Source organism: Caulobacter sp. GW821-FHT12A07, assembly GCF_058807655.1.
Genome location: NZ_JBXAQX010000002.1, coordinates 508,996 through 526,137 on the forward strand (window position 1 = coordinate 508,996; position 17,142 = coordinate 526,137).

The 17,142-nt window shown below is 70.7% G+C and carries 16 protein-coding genes; 3 read left to right on the forward strand and 13 right to left on the reverse strand.

The genetic code is table 11. The features are described 5' to 3' along the window. Positions 1-57: 57 nt before the first annotated feature. From AC1RRS_RS06125 to AC1RRS_RS06135, 3 genes are read right to left on the reverse strand one after another with little or no spacing between them, the layout of a single operon-like run. A complete protein-coding gene (locus AC1RRS_RS06125; protein ID WP_492854349.1) occupies positions 58-1,509 on the reverse strand; it encodes a carotenoid oxygenase family protein in 1,452 nt (483 codons plus the stop codon). 24 nt (positions 1,510-1,533) lie between these two features. Continuing rightward, entirely contained in the window at positions 1,534-2,016 is a 483-nt protein-coding gene (locus tag AC1RRS_RS06130; protein WP_492854350.1) for a DUF2141 domain-containing protein, read from the reverse strand. Positions 2,017-2,073: 57 nt separating this feature from the next. After that, positions 2,074-2,601, reverse strand: coding sequence for a DUF2306 domain-containing protein (locus tag AC1RRS_RS06135; RefSeq protein ID WP_492854351.1), 528 nt, complete (start codon positions 2,599-2,601; stop codon positions 2,074-2,076). A gap of 142 nt (positions 2,602-2,743) precedes the next feature. Between AC1RRS_RS06135 and AC1RRS_RS06140 the strand changes: the two genes are divergently transcribed. Then, the gene (locus AC1RRS_RS06140) at positions 2,744-3,484 is read left to right on the forward strand and encodes a LytTR family DNA-binding domain-containing protein (RefSeq protein ID WP_492854352.1); all 741 of its coding nucleotides are present in this window, start codon (positions 2,744-2,746) and stop codon (positions 3,482-3,484) included. Here the strand turns inward: AC1RRS_RS06140 and AC1RRS_RS06145 are convergent. Both AC1RRS_RS06145 and AC1RRS_RS06150 read right to left on the reverse strand, forming a co-directional pair. Further along, on the reverse strand, positions 3,481-4,764 hold the full coding sequence (locus AC1RRS_RS06145) for an ankyrin repeat domain-containing protein (RefSeq protein ID WP_492854353.1): 1,284 nt from the start codon (positions 4,762-4,764) through the stop codon (positions 3,481-3,483). The genes AC1RRS_RS06140 and AC1RRS_RS06145 overlap by 4 nt on opposite strands. 75 nt (positions 4,765-4,839) lie before the next feature. After that, the gene (locus AC1RRS_RS06150) at positions 4,840-5,442 is read right to left on the reverse strand and encodes a hypothetical protein (RefSeq protein ID WP_492854354.1); all 603 of its coding nucleotides are present in this window, start codon (positions 5,440-5,442) and stop codon (positions 4,840-4,842) included. A gap of 152 nt (positions 5,443-5,594) precedes the next feature. On the opposite strand from AC1RRS_RS06150, the gene AC1RRS_RS06155 reads away from it, so the two are divergent. Then, positions 5,595-6,035 carry a DUF6334 family protein gene (locus tag AC1RRS_RS06155; RefSeq protein ID WP_492854355.1) on the forward strand — a complete coding sequence of 147 codons (441 nt, stop codon included), beginning with the start codon at positions 5,595-5,597 and terminating at the stop codon, positions 6,033-6,035. On the opposite strand, the gene AC1RRS_RS06160 is transcribed toward AC1RRS_RS06155, so the two are convergent. From AC1RRS_RS06160 to polA, 3 genes are all read right to left on the reverse strand, one after another. After that, positions 6,036-6,974 carry a hypothetical protein gene (locus AC1RRS_RS06160; protein ID WP_492854356.1) on the reverse strand — a complete coding sequence of 313 codons (939 nt, stop codon included), beginning with the start codon at positions 6,972-6,974 and terminating at the stop codon, positions 6,036-6,038. It abuts the gene before it with no gap. A gap of 133 nt (positions 6,975-7,107) precedes the next feature. Next, positions 7,108-9,042: a methyl-accepting chemotaxis protein gene (locus AC1RRS_RS06165; protein WP_492854357.1), complete on the reverse strand. Its 1,935-nt coding sequence runs from the start codon at positions 9,040-9,042 to the stop codon at positions 7,108-7,110. A gap of 279 nt (positions 9,043-9,321) precedes the next feature. Next, on the reverse strand, positions 9,322-12,231 hold the full coding sequence (gene polA, locus AC1RRS_RS06170; protein ID WP_492854463.1) for a DNA polymerase I: 2,910 nt from the start codon (positions 12,229-12,231) through the stop codon (positions 9,322-9,324). Positions 12,232-12,499: 268 nt separating this feature from the next. On the opposite strand from polA, the gene AC1RRS_RS06175 reads away from it, so the two are divergent. After that, the gene (locus AC1RRS_RS06175; RefSeq protein ID WP_487290005.1) at positions 12,500-12,694 is read left to right on the forward strand and encodes a hypothetical protein; all 195 of its coding nucleotides are present in this window, start codon (positions 12,500-12,502) and stop codon (positions 12,692-12,694) included. 179 nt (positions 12,695-12,873) lie between these two features. On the opposite strand, the gene AC1RRS_RS06180 is transcribed toward AC1RRS_RS06175, so the two are convergent. From AC1RRS_RS06180 to AC1RRS_RS06200, 5 genes are read right to left on the reverse strand one after another with little or no spacing between them, the layout of a single operon-like run. Beyond that, the gene (locus AC1RRS_RS06180) at positions 12,874-14,370 is read right to left on the reverse strand and encodes a sensor histidine kinase (RefSeq protein WP_487290003.1); all 1,497 of its coding nucleotides are present in this window, start codon (positions 14,368-14,370) and stop codon (positions 12,874-12,876) included. 9 nt (positions 14,371-14,379) lie between these two features. Further along, the gene (locus AC1RRS_RS06185; RefSeq protein ID WP_492854358.1) at positions 14,380-15,114 is read right to left on the reverse strand and encodes a TVP38/TMEM64 family protein; all 735 of its coding nucleotides are present in this window, start codon (positions 15,112-15,114) and stop codon (positions 14,380-14,382) included. Further along, the gene (locus tag AC1RRS_RS06190) at positions 15,111-16,178 is read right to left on the reverse strand and encodes a quinone-dependent dihydroorotate dehydrogenase (protein WP_492854359.1); all 1,068 of its coding nucleotides are present in this window, start codon (positions 16,176-16,178) and stop codon (positions 15,111-15,113) included. The genes AC1RRS_RS06185 and AC1RRS_RS06190 overlap by 4 nt, the downstream gene beginning before the upstream one ends. After that, positions 16,175-16,519 carry a DUF952 domain-containing protein gene (locus AC1RRS_RS06195; protein ID WP_492854360.1) on the reverse strand — a complete coding sequence of 115 codons (345 nt, stop codon included), beginning with the start codon at positions 16,517-16,519 and terminating at the stop codon, positions 16,175-16,177. Before AC1RRS_RS06195 ends, AC1RRS_RS06190 begins: the two co-directional genes overlap by 4 nt. Beyond that, on the reverse strand, positions 16,516-17,028 hold the full coding sequence (locus tag AC1RRS_RS06200; protein WP_492854361.1) for a SixA phosphatase family protein: 513 nt from the start codon (positions 17,026-17,028) through the stop codon (positions 16,516-16,518). Before AC1RRS_RS06200 ends, AC1RRS_RS06195 begins: the two co-directional genes overlap by 4 nt. Positions 17,029-17,142 lie beyond the last annotated feature (114 nt).

The window sequence follows — 17,142 nt, forward strand, 5'->3', positions numbered from 1 at the left end:
CGGATAGGCCTGCTTTCGCTACCCTGGCAAGAGCGCCGCCGTTCCGTGAACGAAGCGTCAGGCCGTGAAAATCCCGTGGAATCCCAGCGGCAAGGCCGTGTTCGCCCGCCAGGTGACCAGCGGACCGTCGGCGACGCGGCGGGCGTCGAAGGCGTGCAGCTCGGTCGCCTGGGCGTCGAGATTGAGGCTCGTGCCGACCAGCCAGCCGTCGAACTCCTCGGCCGATCCGGGGCGGGGGACGAACACCATCTCCTCGACCAGATGCCGGCGGCCGAAGTCGAAGGCGGTCTCGCGGCCGGTCTTCCAGTCGCGCACGGCCAGGCCGTGGAAGGCCGGCTTGCCGACCTCGCCGATCGCCGCATGGACGCTGAAGCGGCGGCCCTGGCCGGCGAAGCGATCGTCCGAGCGCGGGAACTCGGCCACCGTCTCGAACCGCTGCAGGTCGGCCTTGCCGTCGGCGTGCAGGGTGACGAAGCCGAGTTTGGGCGGGGCCACGCCCTTGAACGGCACGCCGCGCAGCAGTTGCTCGCCGGCCGCGGCCGTGCCGCGGGGATCGTCGTCGATGCAGGCGTCGAAGCGGATGGTTCCGTCCTTGTCCTCCCAGGCGTCGCCCAGGTGGAAGAAGAAGAACGGCGGCAGGTCGAACACCCGGCGCTGGGTCAGGTCGGCCTTGTCGAGCACCAGCACCTGGGTTCCCAGCTCGGGCTTCCAGGCCATGCCGGCGATGTAGGGCACGCCGCCCCGCTCCTGGATCCAGGGCTGCAGCACGATCACCAGGTGGCGCTCGGTGGCGGTGAAGTCGTGGATGTAGCTGGCGCGGGGCAGGGCGATCAGCTGGGCGTCCTCCAGGCTGCCGTCGGCGGCCAGGCGCCAGACGATGGCGCGGTGGCCGGCCAGGCCCAGGTTCCAGGTCCGGCCGTTCGGTTCGCGACGGGGATGGGCCAGGAACGGCATGGCCTTGAGGTCGGGCCGCAGGGTCTTGAAGCCCTTGGTCTCCAGGGTGACGGGATCGAGCACGCAGGGCGAGCCCGGCTCCCACAGCGCCCACAGCTCGCCGCCGGCCATCATCACCGAGGTGTTGGCGGCGTTGGCGTCGTCGGGACCGCCCACGGCCGCCCCGGGGCCAGGGGCGGTGCCGAAGCCGGGGGTGATCACCGCGTGGGCGGCCGTGTCGGCGCGGCGCTTGGGGGTGTCGACGAAGCGGGCGGCCAGGGTCGCCTCGCCGTCCTGGATCGAAAAGCGCCGCACCAGGCCGTCGCCGTCGAACCAGTGGCCGACCGACCCGCCCGGCCGGCGGAAGCGGGCCGGGCCGTTGCGGACCAGGGCGCCGGCCAGGTCGGCCGGGGCCTTGCCGCGCAGGCGGGTCAGGCCGGTGGGGGCGATGTCGGCCTCGACGTTGCGGAAGCCCAGGGTCCAGTCGGCCGCCCCGGCGGCGAACACGGTCTCGGGGGTCAGCAGGGCGGCGGCGCCGGTCAGGCCGGCGGCGCGGAGGAAGGTGCGGCGATCCATGGGTCTTCCGTCTGTCTTGGTCTTTTAACGCAGGGCGATGGCCTGGGCGTTGTCGCCCGGCGTGACGGTGAAGGCGGCCGCGGCGAAGGCCGGCGGGCCCATGTTGGCCTTGGCGCCGCCCGAGAAGCCGTAGGGCTCCACCGGCAGGCCGAAGGGGTTCATGCTCAGGCGCTGATCGCCGTCGAGGTCCTGGAACACCCGGGCCGCGTAGGTCCCGGCGGCCAGGTCGTGGATCTGCACCATCGGTTCGGCCGACGCGGCCTGGACGAAGGCGACCCGCACGGGCTTGCCGCCGGCCCAGGCCGCCTGGCTGTCGAACAGGGCGACCATCAGCACGCCGTCGTGCGACTTCAGGGCGGGGAAGACCAGGGCCAGGCTGGCGTCGCCGGCGGCGGGAGCGGGGGTCGGAACGGGAGCCGCGGCGGCGTCCGGCACGACGGTCTGGCACAGGCCGGCGGCGGGAGCGGTCAGCAGGGCGGCGCAGGCCAGGAGCGGGAGAAGGCGCATCGGAAGGGTCCTTGTGGTTGGAGGTGCGAGGAAAGGGGTTGGTCGGAGCGACAACGCTCAGCCGAAGAACACGCGCCACATCAGGCGGCCGGGCAGGAAGGCGAAGCCGCCGGCGACGATCAGTCCGCCGACGAACAGGCCGGTCATGAACCGGCGGTGCAGGCTGACCTTGTGGCGGCGGGCGGCGTAGACGGCGATCGGCAGGGCGATGATCGTCCAGCCCGACAGCAGGTGGATCCAGCTCATGGCGCCGTGGTTCATCTCGTGGATGAACAGCGAGCTGATCGCCGTGGTCGCCATGGCGATCACCCAGGCCCAGCCCAGCGTGCGGTGGAGGGCCGAGCCCTTGACCCCGATCATCAGCACCGTGCCGATGACCAGAGCGCTGAGGGCGGCGGTCAGGTGGATCTGGATCTTGGTCGGGGCGGCCAGCACCAGCGACAGGTCGGGCAGGTGCGCCCCGCTCCGGCTCGCCAGCAGCACGGGGGCGGCGGCGAGCGCCGTGGCGACGAGCACCCCGGCCACGCCGCGGCGGCGGATGCGGCGGGCGTCGGCGTCATGCATTGACAGAGCGGTCTCGGACATCTTGATCTCCGTGGGCGGCGGGCTTGCGTCGCCGCTTTCGAAGACCGCTTTAGGAGCCCGCCGGGCCGTGCCTCAATCGACGTTACGCCAGCCGACGGCCCCGCTTCGCCAATCGCCGCCGGGCGCCGTTCACGCTTCGCGAATGGCGGTCCTCGTCGCCCGTCACGGGCGCGGCTTTCTGGTGGCGGGGATCGCCGGCGTGTTCCTGGCCCTGGTCGGCGCGTTCGGCACCGGCGACGCGCCGCTGGGGATCCGCATCGCCTACTGGCTGGTGCTGTGCTGGTCGGGCGCGGCGGCGGGAGCGGGCGTCAGCGCCCTCGTCCAGAACAGCGGCCTGACCGAGCGGCGGCCGTTCATTGGCGGCGTGGTCATCACCCTGGGCGTGGCCCTGCCGGGCACGGTCTATGTCTGGGCGGTGTCGAGCCTGCTGTTCGGCCAAGTCCCGCACGCGGCGACCCTGCCGCGCTTCTTCCTGCCGGTGCTGGTGATCACCGCGGCGATCACGGCGCTGAACTTCCTGACCACCCGCCAGCCGGTCGAGACCCACGCCGCCGCGCCCGAGGCCCCGCCGCCGCGCTTCCTGGAGCGCCTGCCGGCCAAGCTGCGCGGCGCGACCCTCTACGCCGTCGCCGCCGAGGACCACTATCTGCGCCTGCACACCTCCAAGGGCGAGGACCTGATCCTGATGCGCCTGTCCGACGCCGTCGCCGAACTGGAAGGCATCGAGGGCGCCCAGACCCACCGCTCCTGGTGGGTGGCGCGCGAGGCGGTGGTCGAGGCCAGACGCGGCGACGGCCGCGCCACCCTGACCCTGGCCTCGGGCGCCGAGGTCCCGGTCAGCCGCGCCTACGCCAAGGCCCTGCGCGAGGCCGGCTGGTTCTAGCTGGCCGCGCCGCTCGTCCGGCGCTCGGCCAGCAGGGCCTGCAGGCGCGTCCAGCCCTTGTCGGCGGCCCGCTGATCGATCGAACCTGCGGCTGGCGCGCCGCTGGGGGGCGGCCCGACGGCGGCGCCGCCTTCGACGAGGACGACGGCCAGATCCTCGGTGTCGGCCGCGTCCAGCGGCCTGAAGCCCTGGCTGTCGCGAACGTTCGGGTCGGCGCCTCGTCGTAGAAGCAGGCCTGCGACAGCCGCCGACGTGACCCGATGCAGCGGCGTGCGGTTTTGCTCGTCACGCGCGGCGGGGCTGGCGCCGCGATCCAGCAGAAGCTTCGCCGTGGCCAGGGCCTCCTTCTCGGACGCCCAATGCTCGCACCAAAAGGCGTTCGGCGGCGTCGCGGTGAAATCGAAGCGGGCGCCGGTGTCGAGCAGGGCGTTCAGCATGTCCGGCCGGCACCCTCGCGCGGCGGAGGCCGCAAGCCGCGCACGCGCGGCCGGGGTGACGCTGTCCAGGGCGCCGGCGGCGATCAGGATCCTGGCGGTCTCGTCGCGCCGGTTGTCCAGGGCGACGGCCAGGGGCGTCGCCGCAGCGGGGTCGTATCGTTCGACGCGGGCGGCGCGGTCTATCGGAAAGCCCGCGGCGATCAGCGCCCGCATGGCGTCGGGCGAAAGCGACCTGGCGGCCTGGACGACCAGCCTCTGGCCGCCGATGGAGCGCGGATCGATCCCATGCTCGCCGAAGAGTTCGAGCGTGTGGTCGTCGGCGGTCAGCCAGCGGCGGGGCGAGGCGAGCTGGTCGACGCCGACGGCGATCTCGCCGAACGGGGCCGGCGCGCGGCCGCCAAACAGCCTGGAGCCGCGGGAGCTCACGCACTTTTCCCGCACGCCCTGGCGAAGGCAGACGGTCGTCGTGTAGTCGCCGCCCAGGAAGGCGCTGTAGCGGGGCCGCAGCCAGCGGAAGCGGGAATTGTCGACCAGGGCGAAGAAGGCGGCCACCCGTTCGGGAGGCGGCCGATAGACGTGTCGCCCCGGCAGCAACACCTCGGGGCCGCCTTCGAACACGACCTCGCCGCCGCGATGGATCTCGATCTTGTGGACTTCGGTCGGGTCGCTGCTGGCCTCGTAGGCCATGAAGACGACGTCCGGCGCGCCGAGCCCCGCGACGGGCGGGGTGTTCCGTCCTTGTCGGATCAGCAGGAAGGCGGCGAGGACGCCGATCGCCAGGGCCAGGCCCAGAAGGGCGAGACGCACCTTCGGGTCGCCGAACACGGCGACGGCGGGCTTCATCGCCGGCTCAGCCGGCCTCGGATGGTCTTCGCTCACTTCGCCCCCGACGGATGGGGGCAGAGGACAGCCAAACCGCTAGCTTTGCAATCCGCGCTTAAGGCCGCGCAGCTTGAACGCCGTGAAGACGATCGACGAGATCAGCGCCAGCTCGCCGGCGTTGCCGAGCCAGAAGATCCCGCTGCCGGCGGCGGCGAACATCGACAGGGCGCCGAGACACAGCCACGGCAGCTTCTCGCGCCGCCAGAGGATCGCGCCGACCCCGATCAGCACCACCACCGTCACGATCGAGGGGATGGGCGGGCTGGCGTGGGCGTAGGCGTAGCGCAGGGTGCCGGCGTATTCCCGCACCTCCAGGCTCATGTGCACGAGGTCGGTCCAGACGCCGACGGCGATCAGCGCGGCGGTCAGCACCCAAACCCACAGCCGGCGGCGCAGTCCGGCGACGCCGAACACCACCAGGATCAGCATCGGCGTCAGCACCGCGTGGGCGACGTAGCGCGGGATCGACAGGTTGCGCAGCAGGTCGCCGGCCCCGATCGAGGATCCGGCGGCGATGATCAGGTTGTCCCAGCACAGCGCCGCGGCGATCAGGGCCAGCAGCCATATGCGCAGCGAGCCTGCGAAGGCGGCGGCGGCCAGCATGCCGGCGGCCAGCAGCCAGAACACGATAGGGATCACAGGGCGCTCCGTCCGATTCGTCAGCTAGGACAGTAGAGCCCCATCGGGCGCCGGGGACGGCGGCAATGGGAGTCGTCGCTACACGGTCACGGGCGTCATGCCGACGGGGCGACGGCCTTGAGGCGTCCGGCGACGCGTGCGACCTCATGGGCATGATGCGCTTTCCGCCCAATCCTCACGACATGCTGCGGTTCGACTGGGAGGCGGTCGAGGGCGTGCGGGTCTCGGCCGTGCTGGCTTACGAGACGCCGGCTGAACCGGGCGAGGACGCCGGCGCGCCGGGCCAGTGGGAAAAGATCGCCTTCGTGCTCGATGGAGAGGCGGTGGTCGTCTCCGTCGACTTCGACACCGACCAGCTGTTCGTCGAGCGCCTGCCGTTCGACCCAAAGGCCCCGCTCTGGGTTCCGCCGCCGGCGCTGGCCTATGCTGTGGGCCAGCGGTTGGGTTGGGCCTGGGAGGTCCGCAACTATCGCGGCTATCTGGACGGCTTCATCCTGGCCTTCGAGGCGGACGAAGACTTGAGCGCGACCCTGGCGCCGCGTTGCCTGCTGCTGGGCGTCGCCTCGCGGATCGAGATCCTGGCGATCGGCTGATCAGGGCGTTTGGGGCGTCAGCTCCCGGAGATCGCCGCACGGCAGCTTGCGGGCGGGGCGGACGGTCCCGTGCGGCTTGCACAGGGCCTGCAGGCGGCACATCGCCGGCATATAGGCGCCGACCATCCTACTCTCGTTGAAGCGGACGCTTTCGTCAGCGCCGCCAAAATCGCGGATCTCGCTAGCCGGGGGCAGGGCGCTGATCAGCAGGTGGCGCATCTGCTCGATCTTCGACATCCCGGCCGTTCGTCCGCGTTCAGCCAGGATGTAGTAGCGGAAGTCGCGGCTGAACTCCTTTGGATCGGTCATCTGCGCCGCCGGCAGGGATAGGTAGAAGTCGAAGATCGCGCCGCCGGGAAGCTGCTCGGGGTCGTATTCGTACGGACCTCGAAGGCTTTCGCCGCTGGACCGGGCGAGGCGGATCTGGTCGCGGTTGTTCCACCGCGTCGCCGCGCCGAAGACCGCGCAGATCTGCTTCTCGGTCGAGCCCACCGGCATCCAGTCCGAGCTTTTGAAGCTTTCTTCGCGAAGGGGCGCCGTGCCCTCGCAGGAGGCCGCCACGAGGGTGGCCTCCACGGTCTTGGGCGCATCGGCCAGGTCTTCCGGCAGGCCGAACGCCTCGTAGGGGATGTGGCTCTTCTGGGTGTAGCCCTCGACCAGGCGGGCGACGCAGTCGCGCTCGCAGCGCCGGATCGCGTCGGCCTTCAGCGGATAACGCTTGCCGGCGACCTGCAGCACGATGGGTCCGCCGTCGGGGCCGCCGTTCAGAATCCAGTCCTCGCGCATGCAGACGGGCGTCTTGCTGGAGGCCTCGAACAGCAGCGAGATCACGCCGTGCTGGGGCTGGTCGACCACCGTATGGGGCAGGATTTCCGGGACCGGGCCGGATGAGGCGAGCGCGAAGGCGGAAAGCACCAGTCCGATCATCCGCAGTCGCATTCGACGTCCCCCGACACCATCCGGTCCGCTTTGGAGACCGGTGTTCGTGTCGTGGTTTAGATTGCCGCGTCACGCAACGAAAAAGGGCGGCCCTCGCGAGCCGCCCTTTCCGTCAGTGGCTGAACCGGTCGGCTCAGAACTCTTCCCACTCATCGACCTTGGTCGCGGCGGCGGTGGCCGCGCCGCCGGAGCGGCCCGGGCGGACGAAGGTCTGGGCGCGGGCCTGGGCGGCGTGCACCGGGCCGGGCGCGGAGGCGGGGGCGCGGATGGCGCTTTCTCCGCCGACCCGGAAGCGGCCGACCAGGGCGGCCAGCTCGCCGGTCTCGCCCTTCAGCGAGTGGGTGGCGGCGGTGGCTTCCTCGACCATGGCGGCGTTCTGCTGGACGACCTGGTCCATCTGGTTCACGGCGCTGTTGACCTGGTGCAGGCCGGTCGACTGCTCGGTGGCCGAGGCGGCGATCTCGTTGACCAGGCTGTCGATGGTGGCGACCTGGTCGACGATGCGCTGCAGGGCCTCGCCGGTCTGGCCGACCAGGGACACGCCCGAGCCGACCTGCTGGGTCGAGGTCGAGATCAGGGTCTTGATCTCCTTGGCGGCTTCGGCCGAGCGCTGGGCGAGCGCCCGCACTTCCTGCGCCACGACCGCGAAACCCTTGCCGGCGTCGCCGGCGCGGGCGGCTTCGACGCCCGCGTTCAGGGCCAGCAGGTTGGTCTGGAAGGCGATCTCGTCGATCACGCCGATGATGTTGCCGATCTGGCCCGAGGACTGCTCGATGCCGGCCATGGCGCTGACGGCCTGGCTGACGATCTGGCCCGAGCGCTCGGCGTCGGCGCGGGCGGCGGCGACCACGCTGGAGGCTTCCTTGGCGCCGGCGGCGGTCTTGCGGACGGTGGCGGTGATCTCGTCGAGGGCGGCGGCGGTCTCTTCCAGGCTGGCGGCCTGTTGTTCGGTGCGGCGCGACAGGTCGTCGGAGGCCTGGGCGATTTCTTCCGAACCGGCGCGGATGCCGCCGGTGGCGCCGTTGATGCCGCGCATGGCGTCCTGCAGGCGGCCGGCGGCGGCGTTGAAGTCGGACTTCAGCTGCTCGGCCTTGGGCGCGAAGTGGGCGTCGATGCGGTAGGTCAGGTCGCCGTCGGCCATGGCGCCTAGGGCCGAGCCCAGGGCCTGGATGGCGATGCGGTCGGTCTCGGCCTCGGCGGCCTTCTCGGCTTCGCGTTCGGCGCGCTCGCGCTCGGTGCGGGCGGCGGCGGCGGCGGCCTCTTCTTCCAGGCGCAGCTTGTGGATGGCGGCGTCCTTGAAGGTGGCGACGGCGCCGGCCATCTCGCCGATCTCGTCCTTGCGGCCGGCGGCGGGCACGGCGACGGTGTTGTCGCCGGCGGCCAGGCGGCGCATGGCGGTGGTCATGGCGGCGACCGGAGCGGCGATGCCGCCCGTCAGCATCAGTCCGCCGGCGACGGCGACGGCCAGGACGATGGCGATGCCGATGGCCAGCACCAGGGTGTTGCGCAGCGAGGCGGCGGCCTGGGCTTCGGCCTGGGCGGTGACGACGGCTTCGGCGTCGTCGGTGATGGCCTGGATGGCGTCTTCCACCGGCTCGACGGCCTTGTCGGCGACGCCGTCATGCTTGACCAGATCGACGGCCTGGGCGCGGGTCGCCGGATCGGCGCCCAGCTGCTCGGCCGGCTCGATGGCCATCTTGCGATAGTTGGCGTAGGCGGCCTCGACGGCGGCGATGCGGTTCAGGTCGGCTTCGTCGCCGCCGGCCAGCTTGCGCAGGTCGTCGAGCGCGCCGAGGAACTTCGGCTTGTGAGCCTCTTCCAGGCGCTTGACGTAGTAGTCGTCGCCCGAGAGCAGGAAGCCGCGCAGCGAGTTTTCCTGGCGGGTCAGGCGGAAGGCGGCCGTGTCGGCGGCGCGAAGACTCTGCTGGGCGAGCGTCGACTGCTTCACCGAGGCCTCGTAGACCTCCTGGTTGACGTAGAGGGTAACACCCATCGCCAGGATCGCGGCCAGCATCACGCCGAACACGACCATCAGCTTCTGGGGAATCTTCAAGTCACCAAACCGCACAGCCCGCCTCCAGAGTTCATTCCCGACATCTGTGCCCACGAGCACATGTCACGACGGAAGCTCTGGCGAGTTCGCGGTTTCCACGACATTAACCGTACTGTGGCGGAACGTCGCACCCTGGAGACTGAAAATGTCAGCCATTCGCAGCTGGCTCGACCTGCGGATACTCAGGATTGCGCTGCGTAAAGGGTTACCGCTGATAACACGACGCCCGCTCCACCTGGGGCGGAGCGGGCGTGCGACAAAGGCGCAGTGAAGTTTTTTGCCTGCAACGTTGATTTAGTGGGCTTCGTCCCAGTTGCTGGCGGCTCTCGCCTCCACCGTGAGGGGAATGGAAAGCGCCACGGCCGGCTCGGCCGCGCCCTCCATCACCCGGCGAGCGAGCGCGCAGACGGCCTCGGCCTCGGCTTCCGGAGCTTCGAAGACCAGTTCGTCGTGAACTTGCAAAAGCATGCGCGCCTCGAGGCCCGCCTCTTCCAGCGCGCCCGGCATGCGCACCATGGCCCGGCGCATGACATCAGCGGCCGCGCCCTGGATCGGGGCGTTGATGGCGGCGCGTTCGGAGAACTGCCGCTGGCCCACCGACTTGGCGTGGATGTCGGGGATGTTGATCTTGCGGCCGAAGATCGTGGTCACGTAGCCGTGCTCGCGCACGAAGGCCCGCGTGGCGTCCATATAGGCCTGGATGCCGGGGAAGCGCTCGAAATAGGTCTTGATGTAGGCCCCGGCCTCGCCCTGGCCGATGCCCAGCTGGTTGGCGAGACCAAAGGCGCTGATGCCGTAGACGATGCCGAAGTTGATGGCCTTGGCCCGGCGGCGGATCAGCGGGTCCATGCCCTCGATCGGGGTGTCGAACATTTCCGAAGCCGTCATGGCATGGATGTCGAGGCCGTCGCGGAAGGCCTTTTGCAGCTGCGGGATGTTCCCGATGTGGGCGAGTAGACGCAGCTCGATCTGGCTGTAGTCGGCGCTGATCAGCACCTTGCCCGGCGCGGCCACGAAGGCCTTGCGGATCTTGCGGCCTTCCTCGGTGCGGACCGGGATGTTCTGCAGGTTGGGGTCCGACGACGACAGGCGGCCCGTGGTGGTCGCGGCCAGGGCGTAGGAGGTGTGCACCCGGCCCGTGCGCTCGCTCATCGCGGCGATCAGGTTCTCGGTATAGGTGCCCTTGAGCTTGCTCAGCTGGCGCCAGTCGAGCAGCACGCGGGGCAGCTCGTGGCCTTCATTGGCCAGGCTTTCCAGCACGTCGCTGTCGGTCGACCATTGGCCGGTGGCGGTCTTCTTGCCGCCCTTCATGTTCATCTCGCCGAACAGCACGTCGCCGATCTGCTTGGGGCTGCCCAGGTTGAACGGGCGGCCGGCCAGCTTTTGCGCCTGCTCCTCGAACTCGGCCATGCGCAGCGAGAACTCGTTGGAGAGCCGGCGCAGGGTCTCGGGATCGACGCGTATGCCGTCGTTCTCCATGGTCGCCAGCACGGCCGGGAGGGGCCGCTCCAGGGTCTCGTAGACGGTCAGCAGGCCCTCGGCCGCCAGACGCGGGCGCAGCACGTTGTAGAGCCGCAGGGTGACGTCGGCGTCCTCGGCGGCGTAGGCGGTCGCCTTGTCGAGGGCCACGTGCTTGAAGCTGATCTGGCTCTTGCCCGTGCCCGCCACTTCCTTGAAGGAGATGGGCTTGTGGCCCAGCCACAGCTCCGACAGCTCGTCCATGCCGTGGCCGTGCAGGCCGGCTTCCAGCACGTAGCTGATCAGCATGGTGTCTTCGATCGGGGCGACCTTGATCCCCCGACGCAGCATCACGGCGATGTCGTACTTGGCGTTCTGGGCGACCTTCAGCACCGAAGGGTCTTCGAGCAGCGGCTTGAGGGCGGCCAGGGCCTCTTCCTCGGAGATCTGCTCCAGCTTGGCGGGGGCTTCGAAGATCAGGCCGCCGTCCTGGGCCTTCTCCTCGTGGCTGACGGGGATGTAGCAGGCCTCGCCCGGCGCGATGGCCAGCGACACGCCGCACAGGCCGGCGTTGGCCGACGACAGGGCGTCGGTCTCGGTGTCGAAGGCGACCACGCCCTTGGCGCGGGCCTTGTCGATCCAGACCTGAAGCGTCGCCAGGTCGCGCACGCAGACATAGGCCGCGGTGTCGATGGCGACGGGTTCGGCCACAGGGCTGGCCGCGGCGCGGGCGGCGGCCGAGGCGTAGGAGACGGTGGTGACCGGCGCGGTCACGGGCTTTTCCGAGGGACGGGCGTCGAGCGAGCGGGGCGCGGCCGCGGCGTTGCCGTCGCCGACCCGGCGAGCCAGGGTGCGGAACTCCATCTGCTCGAGGAAGTCGGCCAGCACGGCCTTGTCGGGCTCGCGCACCACCAGGTCGTCCAGCGGCTCGGGCAGGGGGGTGTTGCAGTCCAGGGTGACCAGGGCCCGCGACAGGCGGATCTGGTCGGCGAAGTTGATCAGGGTCTCGCGGCGCTTGGGCTGCTTGATCTCGCCGGCCCGGGCCAGCAGCGTGTCGAGGTCGCCGTATTCGGTGATCAGCTGGGCGGCGGTCTTGACGCCGATGCCCGGCGCGCCGGGAACGTTGTCGACGCTGTCGCCGCACAGCGACTGCACGTCCACGACATGCTCGGGATAGACGCCGAACTTCTCGAACACCTCGTTGCGGCCGATGCGCACGCCCTTCATGGGGTCGAACATCGAGACGCTGTCGCCTACCAGCTGCATCAGGTCCTTATCGGACGAGACGATGACCGCCTCGCCGCCGGCGTCGCGCGCGGCGCAGGCATAGGCGGCGATCAGGTCGTCGGCCTCGTAGCCCGGCAGCTCGATGGCCGGCACGCCGAAGGCCCGGGTGGCGTCGCGCACCAGCGGGAACTGCGGGATCAGGTCTTCCGGCGGCGGCGGACGGTGGGCCTTGTACTGGTCGTACAGTTTGTTGCGGAACGTCTTTTCCGAGTGGTCCCAGATCACCGCTAGGTGCGTGGGGGCGTCGCCCTGCATGTCGCGCATCAGCTTCCACAGCATGTTGCAGAAGCCCTGCACCGCGCCGACGGGCAGGCCGTCGCTCTTGCGGGTCAGGGGCGGCAGGGCGTGATAGGCGCGGAACAGATAGGCCGAGCCGTCCACCAGGAAGAGGCGCATGGTCGGACCGTCCTGGGTGAGGGGACGGGTCTGGGCGGAATCGGGCGCGGCGACGTCGGTCATGGCGGCGAACATAAGGGGCCGGGAGCCCATCGGAAACCGCCTTGGCGAGACCTGCACGGTAACGCTTTGCAACCATCATTCGCCCAAATAAGGCGAGATCGCCCTTAAGGCGCCCCAGGCTGGACCTGTGGACGGTTTAGAGGCAAAAGCGCGTCCGCCTCTCCGGCGGACCACGTGCCGCATGGCGCGCCCGGGAACCGACGGGCATGTCTGCGACTTGGTTTCAGTACGTAAAAGCGCCCTCCCCGACGCGGATACCTTTTTGACCATGACCTTGAAGAAGACCATCGCCCTGGGCCTTGGCCTGGGAACCTGCAGCCTTGTCGTCGCCGCCGTGCTGGCGACCGGGACCTTCAGCCCGCCGCCGGTTTCGGATCATCCGACCAGCGAACCGGTCGAGCTCCGCGCGCCCCTGGCGCCGGCCGAGCAGGGCGCGCCCCTGCCCAAGCAGTACGTGGTCTGAGGCTCCGCCCTTTCCAAACGCCCGTCATTCCCGCCCTTGTGGCGGGAAGCCCTCTGTCAGCCGCAAGGGCAGATGGGGCGACGTGCCGAGCACGTCGCTGGCGCTTCACGTGCGGGCGGAACCAGGGGTTCCCGCCACAAGGGCGGGAATGACGGGCGGATAGGGTATGGAGGTCTAGCCTAGGGCTTCGACTTCGCCGCTTCGGTTTCCTCGGCCGGCGCAGGCTCAGGAACCCCCGCCAGGGTCAGGTCGAACACCGAGCCGCCGGGGCCGGTCTCGACCAGCGCCAGGTCGCCGCCGTGGCCCTGGGCCAGTTCGCGGGCGATGGCCAGGCCCAGGCCCGTGCCGCCGCGGCGCACCGATCCCACGAACGGCTGGAACAGGTTGGCCCGCGCCCGCTCGGGCACGCCGGGGCCGTCGTCCGACAGCCGCAGGTGGCTCATGCCGTCGACGCGGCGCAGCTCCACGAACACCCGGCCCTTGCCGCCGCGATCGGGCGCGCCCTCGATGGCCTCGCGGGCGTTGCGCAGCAGGTTGGTCAGGATGCGGTGCAGCTGGTCGGGATCGGCGATCACCAGTTCGCGTGGGTCGATCACCGTCTCCAGGGCCACGCCCTTGGGCGACAGGCCGGAGTCCTCGGCCGCCATCTCCAGCGCCGCGCGCAGGGCCACGGTGCGCGACACCGGGGCCGGCTCCTTGGACTTGCCATAGGCCATGACGTCGCTGGCCAGGGTGATGGCGCGGTCGAGAGCCCGTTCCAGGCGCGGCAGGGCCTGGGCCACCTTGGGATCGCCCAGGGCGGCCAGGCGGTCGGACGCCATCTGGGCGCTGGTCAGCATGTTGCGCAGGTCGTGATTGATCTTGGCCACCGCCTCGCCCAGCGCCGCCAGGCGGGCCTTGGCCTGGAGGGCGGTGCGCAGGTCGGTCTGCATGGCGTCGAGCTCGGCCTCGGCGCGGCCGATCTCGTCGCGACGGCGCGAGACGACGACGCGGGCCTCGGGATCCTCGGGATCGGCGCGGAACCGCTCCATGGCCTTGGTGATGCGCTGCATGGGGCGCACCAGCAGGAAGTTCAGCGACAGATAGATCAGGCCCCCGGCCAGGCCCGCGGCGAACAGGGTGACGCCCGCCAGGCGCCAGAAGTTGGCGATCAGATAGGCCTTCAGCGGGGCGTCGGGCAGCACGATCTCGACGAACTCGGCCTCCTGGCGGAAGCGCGGCTCGGCCATGACCCGCACCAGGCTGCCGGGTTTGCTCTTCAGGGTGAAGAACGGGGCGGCCAGCCACGAGCCGGAGTTCTGGCGGCGCAGGTCGACGAGATAGGGCTGCTCGATGCTGCGCGGCTCGGTCGGCAGGACGAGACGCCGGGCGCCGTCGACCTGCAGGGCCACGATGACCACGCCGGCCTGATCGAGCAGGCGCTGGGAGACCTGGTCGGTGACCCGGCGCTCGGGATCGGCGTCGGCGATGGTCGAGGCCAGTTCGGCGGCGCGCACTCGGTCGAGCAGCCACTGCTTTTCCAGGTCGGCCAGGGCGGGCGGCAGGATGCAGGCGCCGGCCAGGAACACGAACAGGGCGGTCAGCAGCAGCAGGCGCGCCGATAGGCCGCCGGGCCACGGAAGGCGTCTTCCGGGCGGCTTGTCGGGTGCGGCGGGCGGCGTGACCGGTTCGGCCATGTGTCTGGGTTACTTCACGTCGGGGGCCGGGGCAACGCGGCGCCTGCGCGCGGTCTTCCAGAGCGGCGGGATCAGCGCCAGCACGCCCAGGCCGACGATCGGCAGATAGATGCGCGGCGAGGCCAGGGTGGACAGGGTCACCGGCTCTCCCGTGGCGAACAGATGACCAAGGCCCGAACCGATCCCGGCATAGATGAACGAGCTCGGCGCCATGCCCAGCACCGAGGCCAGCAGATAGGTGCGGAAGGGGATGCGCATCAGGCCCGAGGCGACATTGACCAGCAGCAGCGGGAAGGCTGGGATCAGTCGCAGGGTCAGGAGGTAGGAGAAGGCGTCGGCCTTGAAGCCTTCCTCGATGCGGGTCAGCAGGGCGCCCGGCTTGCGCCGCAGGAAATCGCCGAAGGCGGTGCGGCAGGCCGCGTAGACCACGGTCGAGCCGCCGGTGACGCCGGTCAGGGCCAGGGCGCCGCCCAGCGGGCCGAACAGAAAGCCGCTGCTCAGCGACAGGATCAGCGCTCCGGGCAGCGAGACCGAGACGGTGGCCACATAGACCAGCACGAAGATCACGGCGCAGCGCGCCGGATGCCGGTGGGCGAAGGCCTGCAAGGCCTGGCCCTGGGCCTGGAGGGTCTCCAGGGAGAGTTTGCCGGCCAGGCCCGACCCCAGAGCCACGGCGAGCAGGATCGCCAGAACCGCGAGCGGTCCGAAGCGTCTCAGCCAGGCCAGGCTCTGGTCGGGATTCATGCGGTCCCGATCGCCTCGGAAACGCTGGCGAAGCCCTCGGCGCGCAGGCGGGCGGCCAGGTCCTTCTTGATGCGGACCACCAGGCCCGGCCCGCCATAGACCAGGGCCGAATAGAGCTGCACCGCGCAGGCGCCGGCCTTGATCTTGGCCAGGGCGTCGGCCCCGCTGGCGATGCCGCCGGCCCCGATCAGCGCCAGGCGGCCCTTGGCGGCGGCGTGGAACTGGGCCAGCACCGCGGTCGAGGCGGTCAGCAGCGGCGCGCCGGAAAGCCCGCCGCCCTCGCCCTTCTGCGCCGAGCGCAGCGTATCGGGGCGGGCGATGGTGGTGTTGGAGACGATGATCCCGTTCAGGCCCTGGGCCAGCACGGTCTCGACGATGGCCTCGACCTCGCCGTCCTCCAGGTCGGGCGCGACCTTCAGGAAGATCGGATAGTCGGCGCCGCCCTTGGCCAGGCCCGCGCGCGCTTGCGCGATCCGGCCAAGCAGTTCCTCGAGCGCCGCCTTGGTCTGCAAGGCGCGCAGGCCTGGCGTGTTGGGCGAGGAGATGTTGACCGTGAAGTAGTCCGACAGGCCCCACAGGCGGGTCAGGCCCGTCACGTAGTCGCCGATGCGATCCTCGGCGTCCTTGTTGGCCCCGATATTGGCGCCGAACACGCCCAGGCGGTCGGCGTGGGCGTGCTTGCGGGCCGCAAGACGCGCGGCGAAGGGCTCCAGCCCTTCGTTGTTGAAGCCCATGCGGTTGATCACCGCCTGGTCGTCCGTGAGCCGGAAGAGGCGCGGGCGCGGATTGCCGGCCTGGGCCAGGGGCGTGACCGTGCCGGCCTCCACGAAGCCGAAGCCGGCGGCCAGCATGGCGTCGGGAACCTCGGCGTTCTTGTCGAAGCCGGCGGCCAGGCCCACGCAGTTGGACAGTTGCAGGCCCGCGACGCTGGTGGCCAGGATCGGATCATCGACGCCGCCGTCGCGCGGGCCCAGGCCCCACTTCAGGCCGCGGATCGCCCAGCCGTGGGCGTCTTCGGGGTCCAGCGCGTGCAGGGCGCGGGAGGCGATGTCATGCAGGCTCATGCGGAAAGGTCGCCCAGTTGCGGCACGCCGTCGGCGTCGAGGGGGATCGGCTTTTCCGAAACGGCTTCGGCCGGAGACAGCGACCGGAAGAGGTGCGGGAACAGGGCCCCGCCGCGCGAGGCCTCCCACTTCAGGTCCGGACCCAGGGCGTCGGCGTCGAAACCGACCAGGAGAAGATCCTCCTGGCCGCGGAAATAGAGGGCGGCGGTTTCCTGGGCCTGGCCGGCGGCCGACAGGTGGATGAAGCCGTCGGCGTGGTCGATGGGGGAGCCGTCAAAGCGGCCGGCCGCCTTGGCCTCGTCCCAGAGGGCCTTGGGCAGGATCTTGTAGACCAGGGTCATTCGCCGCCGTGCCCGCCGTGTTCGGATGCGTAGAAGACGCGCGCCAGCCGCGGGGCGCCGGACGCGTCGATGTCGAAGACCGCCGCCGTGGCGGTGGGAAAGCGGCCGCGCAGCTTGGAAAGCTCGCCCGCGTCGGCCGGACCGCCGAGGGCCAGGCGCAGCGACAGGTCGTGCAGGCCCGGATTGTGGCCGACCACCATCACCGTGCCGGCGGGGGCGTCAGCCTCGCGCACGGCGGCCAGAACCTCCTGGGCCTCGGCGTGATAGAGGCTCTTGTCGATTTCGGCGGTCGCGCCGGGGAAGGCGCCGGCGGCGGCGTCCCAGGTCTCGCGGGTGCGGCGGGCGGCCGAGACCAGCACCAGATCGGGCGCGAGGCCTTCCGAAGCCAGGGCAGACGCGATCAGCGCCACGTCCTGGCGGCCGCGCTCGGCCAGAGCGCGCTCGAAGTCTCCGCCCTGGGCGGCGTGCCGCTCGGCCTTGCCGTGGCGCATCAGGATCAACCGGTCCATGCGGCTCTCCATAGAGCGGTTTCTTGACGGGGCAAATGGCGAGAAACGCCGTCTCGACGATCTCCTCATACGGGGCCGGGAGCCTGGCGCAAAGCGCATGGTTGACACCTTCGC

Coding starts and splice junctions, on each gene's coding strand:
- AC1RRS_RS06125 (WP_492854349.1), bottom strand. CDS start 1,509: ATGGATCGCCGCACCTTCCTCCGCGCCGCCGGCCTGACCGGCGCCGCC.
- AC1RRS_RS06135 (WP_492854351.1), bottom strand. CDS start 2,601: ATGTCCGAGACCGCTCTGTCAATGCATGACGCCGACGCCCGCCGCATC.
- AC1RRS_RS06175 (WP_487290005.1), top strand. CDS start 12,500: ATGACCTTGAAGAAGACCATCGCCCTGGGCCTTGGCCTGGGAACCTGC.
- AC1RRS_RS06190 (WP_492854359.1), bottom strand. CDS start 16,178: ATGAGCCTGCATGACATCGCCTCCCGCGCCCTGCACGCGCTGGACCCC.
- AC1RRS_RS06145 (WP_492854353.1), bottom strand. CDS start 4,764: ATGAAGCCCGCCGTCGCCGTGTTCGGCGACCCGAAGGTGCGTCTCGCC.
- AC1RRS_RS06130 (WP_492854350.1), bottom strand. CDS start 2,016: ATGCGCCTTCTCCCGCTCCTGGCCTGCGCCGCCCTGCTGACCGCTCCC.
- AC1RRS_RS06200 (WP_492854361.1), bottom strand. CDS start 17,028: ATGGACCGGTTGATCCTGATGCGCCACGGCAAGGCCGAGCGGCACGCC.
- AC1RRS_RS06180 (WP_487290003.1), bottom strand. CDS start 14,370: ATGGCCGAACCGGTCACGCCGCCCGCCGCACCCGACAAGCCGCCCGGA.
- AC1RRS_RS06195 (WP_492854360.1), bottom strand. CDS start 16,519: ATGACCCTGGTCTACAAGATCCTGCCCAAGGCCCTCTGGGACGAGGCC.
- AC1RRS_RS06140 (WP_492854352.1), top strand. CDS start 2,744: ATGGCGGTCCTCGTCGCCCGTCACGGGCGCGGCTTTCTGGTGGCGGGG.
- AC1RRS_RS06160 (WP_492854356.1), bottom strand. CDS start 6,974: ATGCGACTGCGGATGATCGGACTGGTGCTTTCCGCCTTCGCGCTCGCC.
- AC1RRS_RS06185 (WP_492854358.1), bottom strand. CDS start 15,114: ATGAATCCCGACCAGAGCCTGGCCTGGCTGAGACGCTTCGGACCGCTC.
- AC1RRS_RS06155 (WP_492854355.1), top strand. CDS start 5,595: ATGATGCGCTTTCCGCCCAATCCTCACGACATGCTGCGGTTCGACTGG.
- polA (WP_492854463.1), bottom strand. CDS start 12,231: ATGACCGACGTCGCCGCGCCCGATTCCGCCCAGACCCGTCCCCTCACC.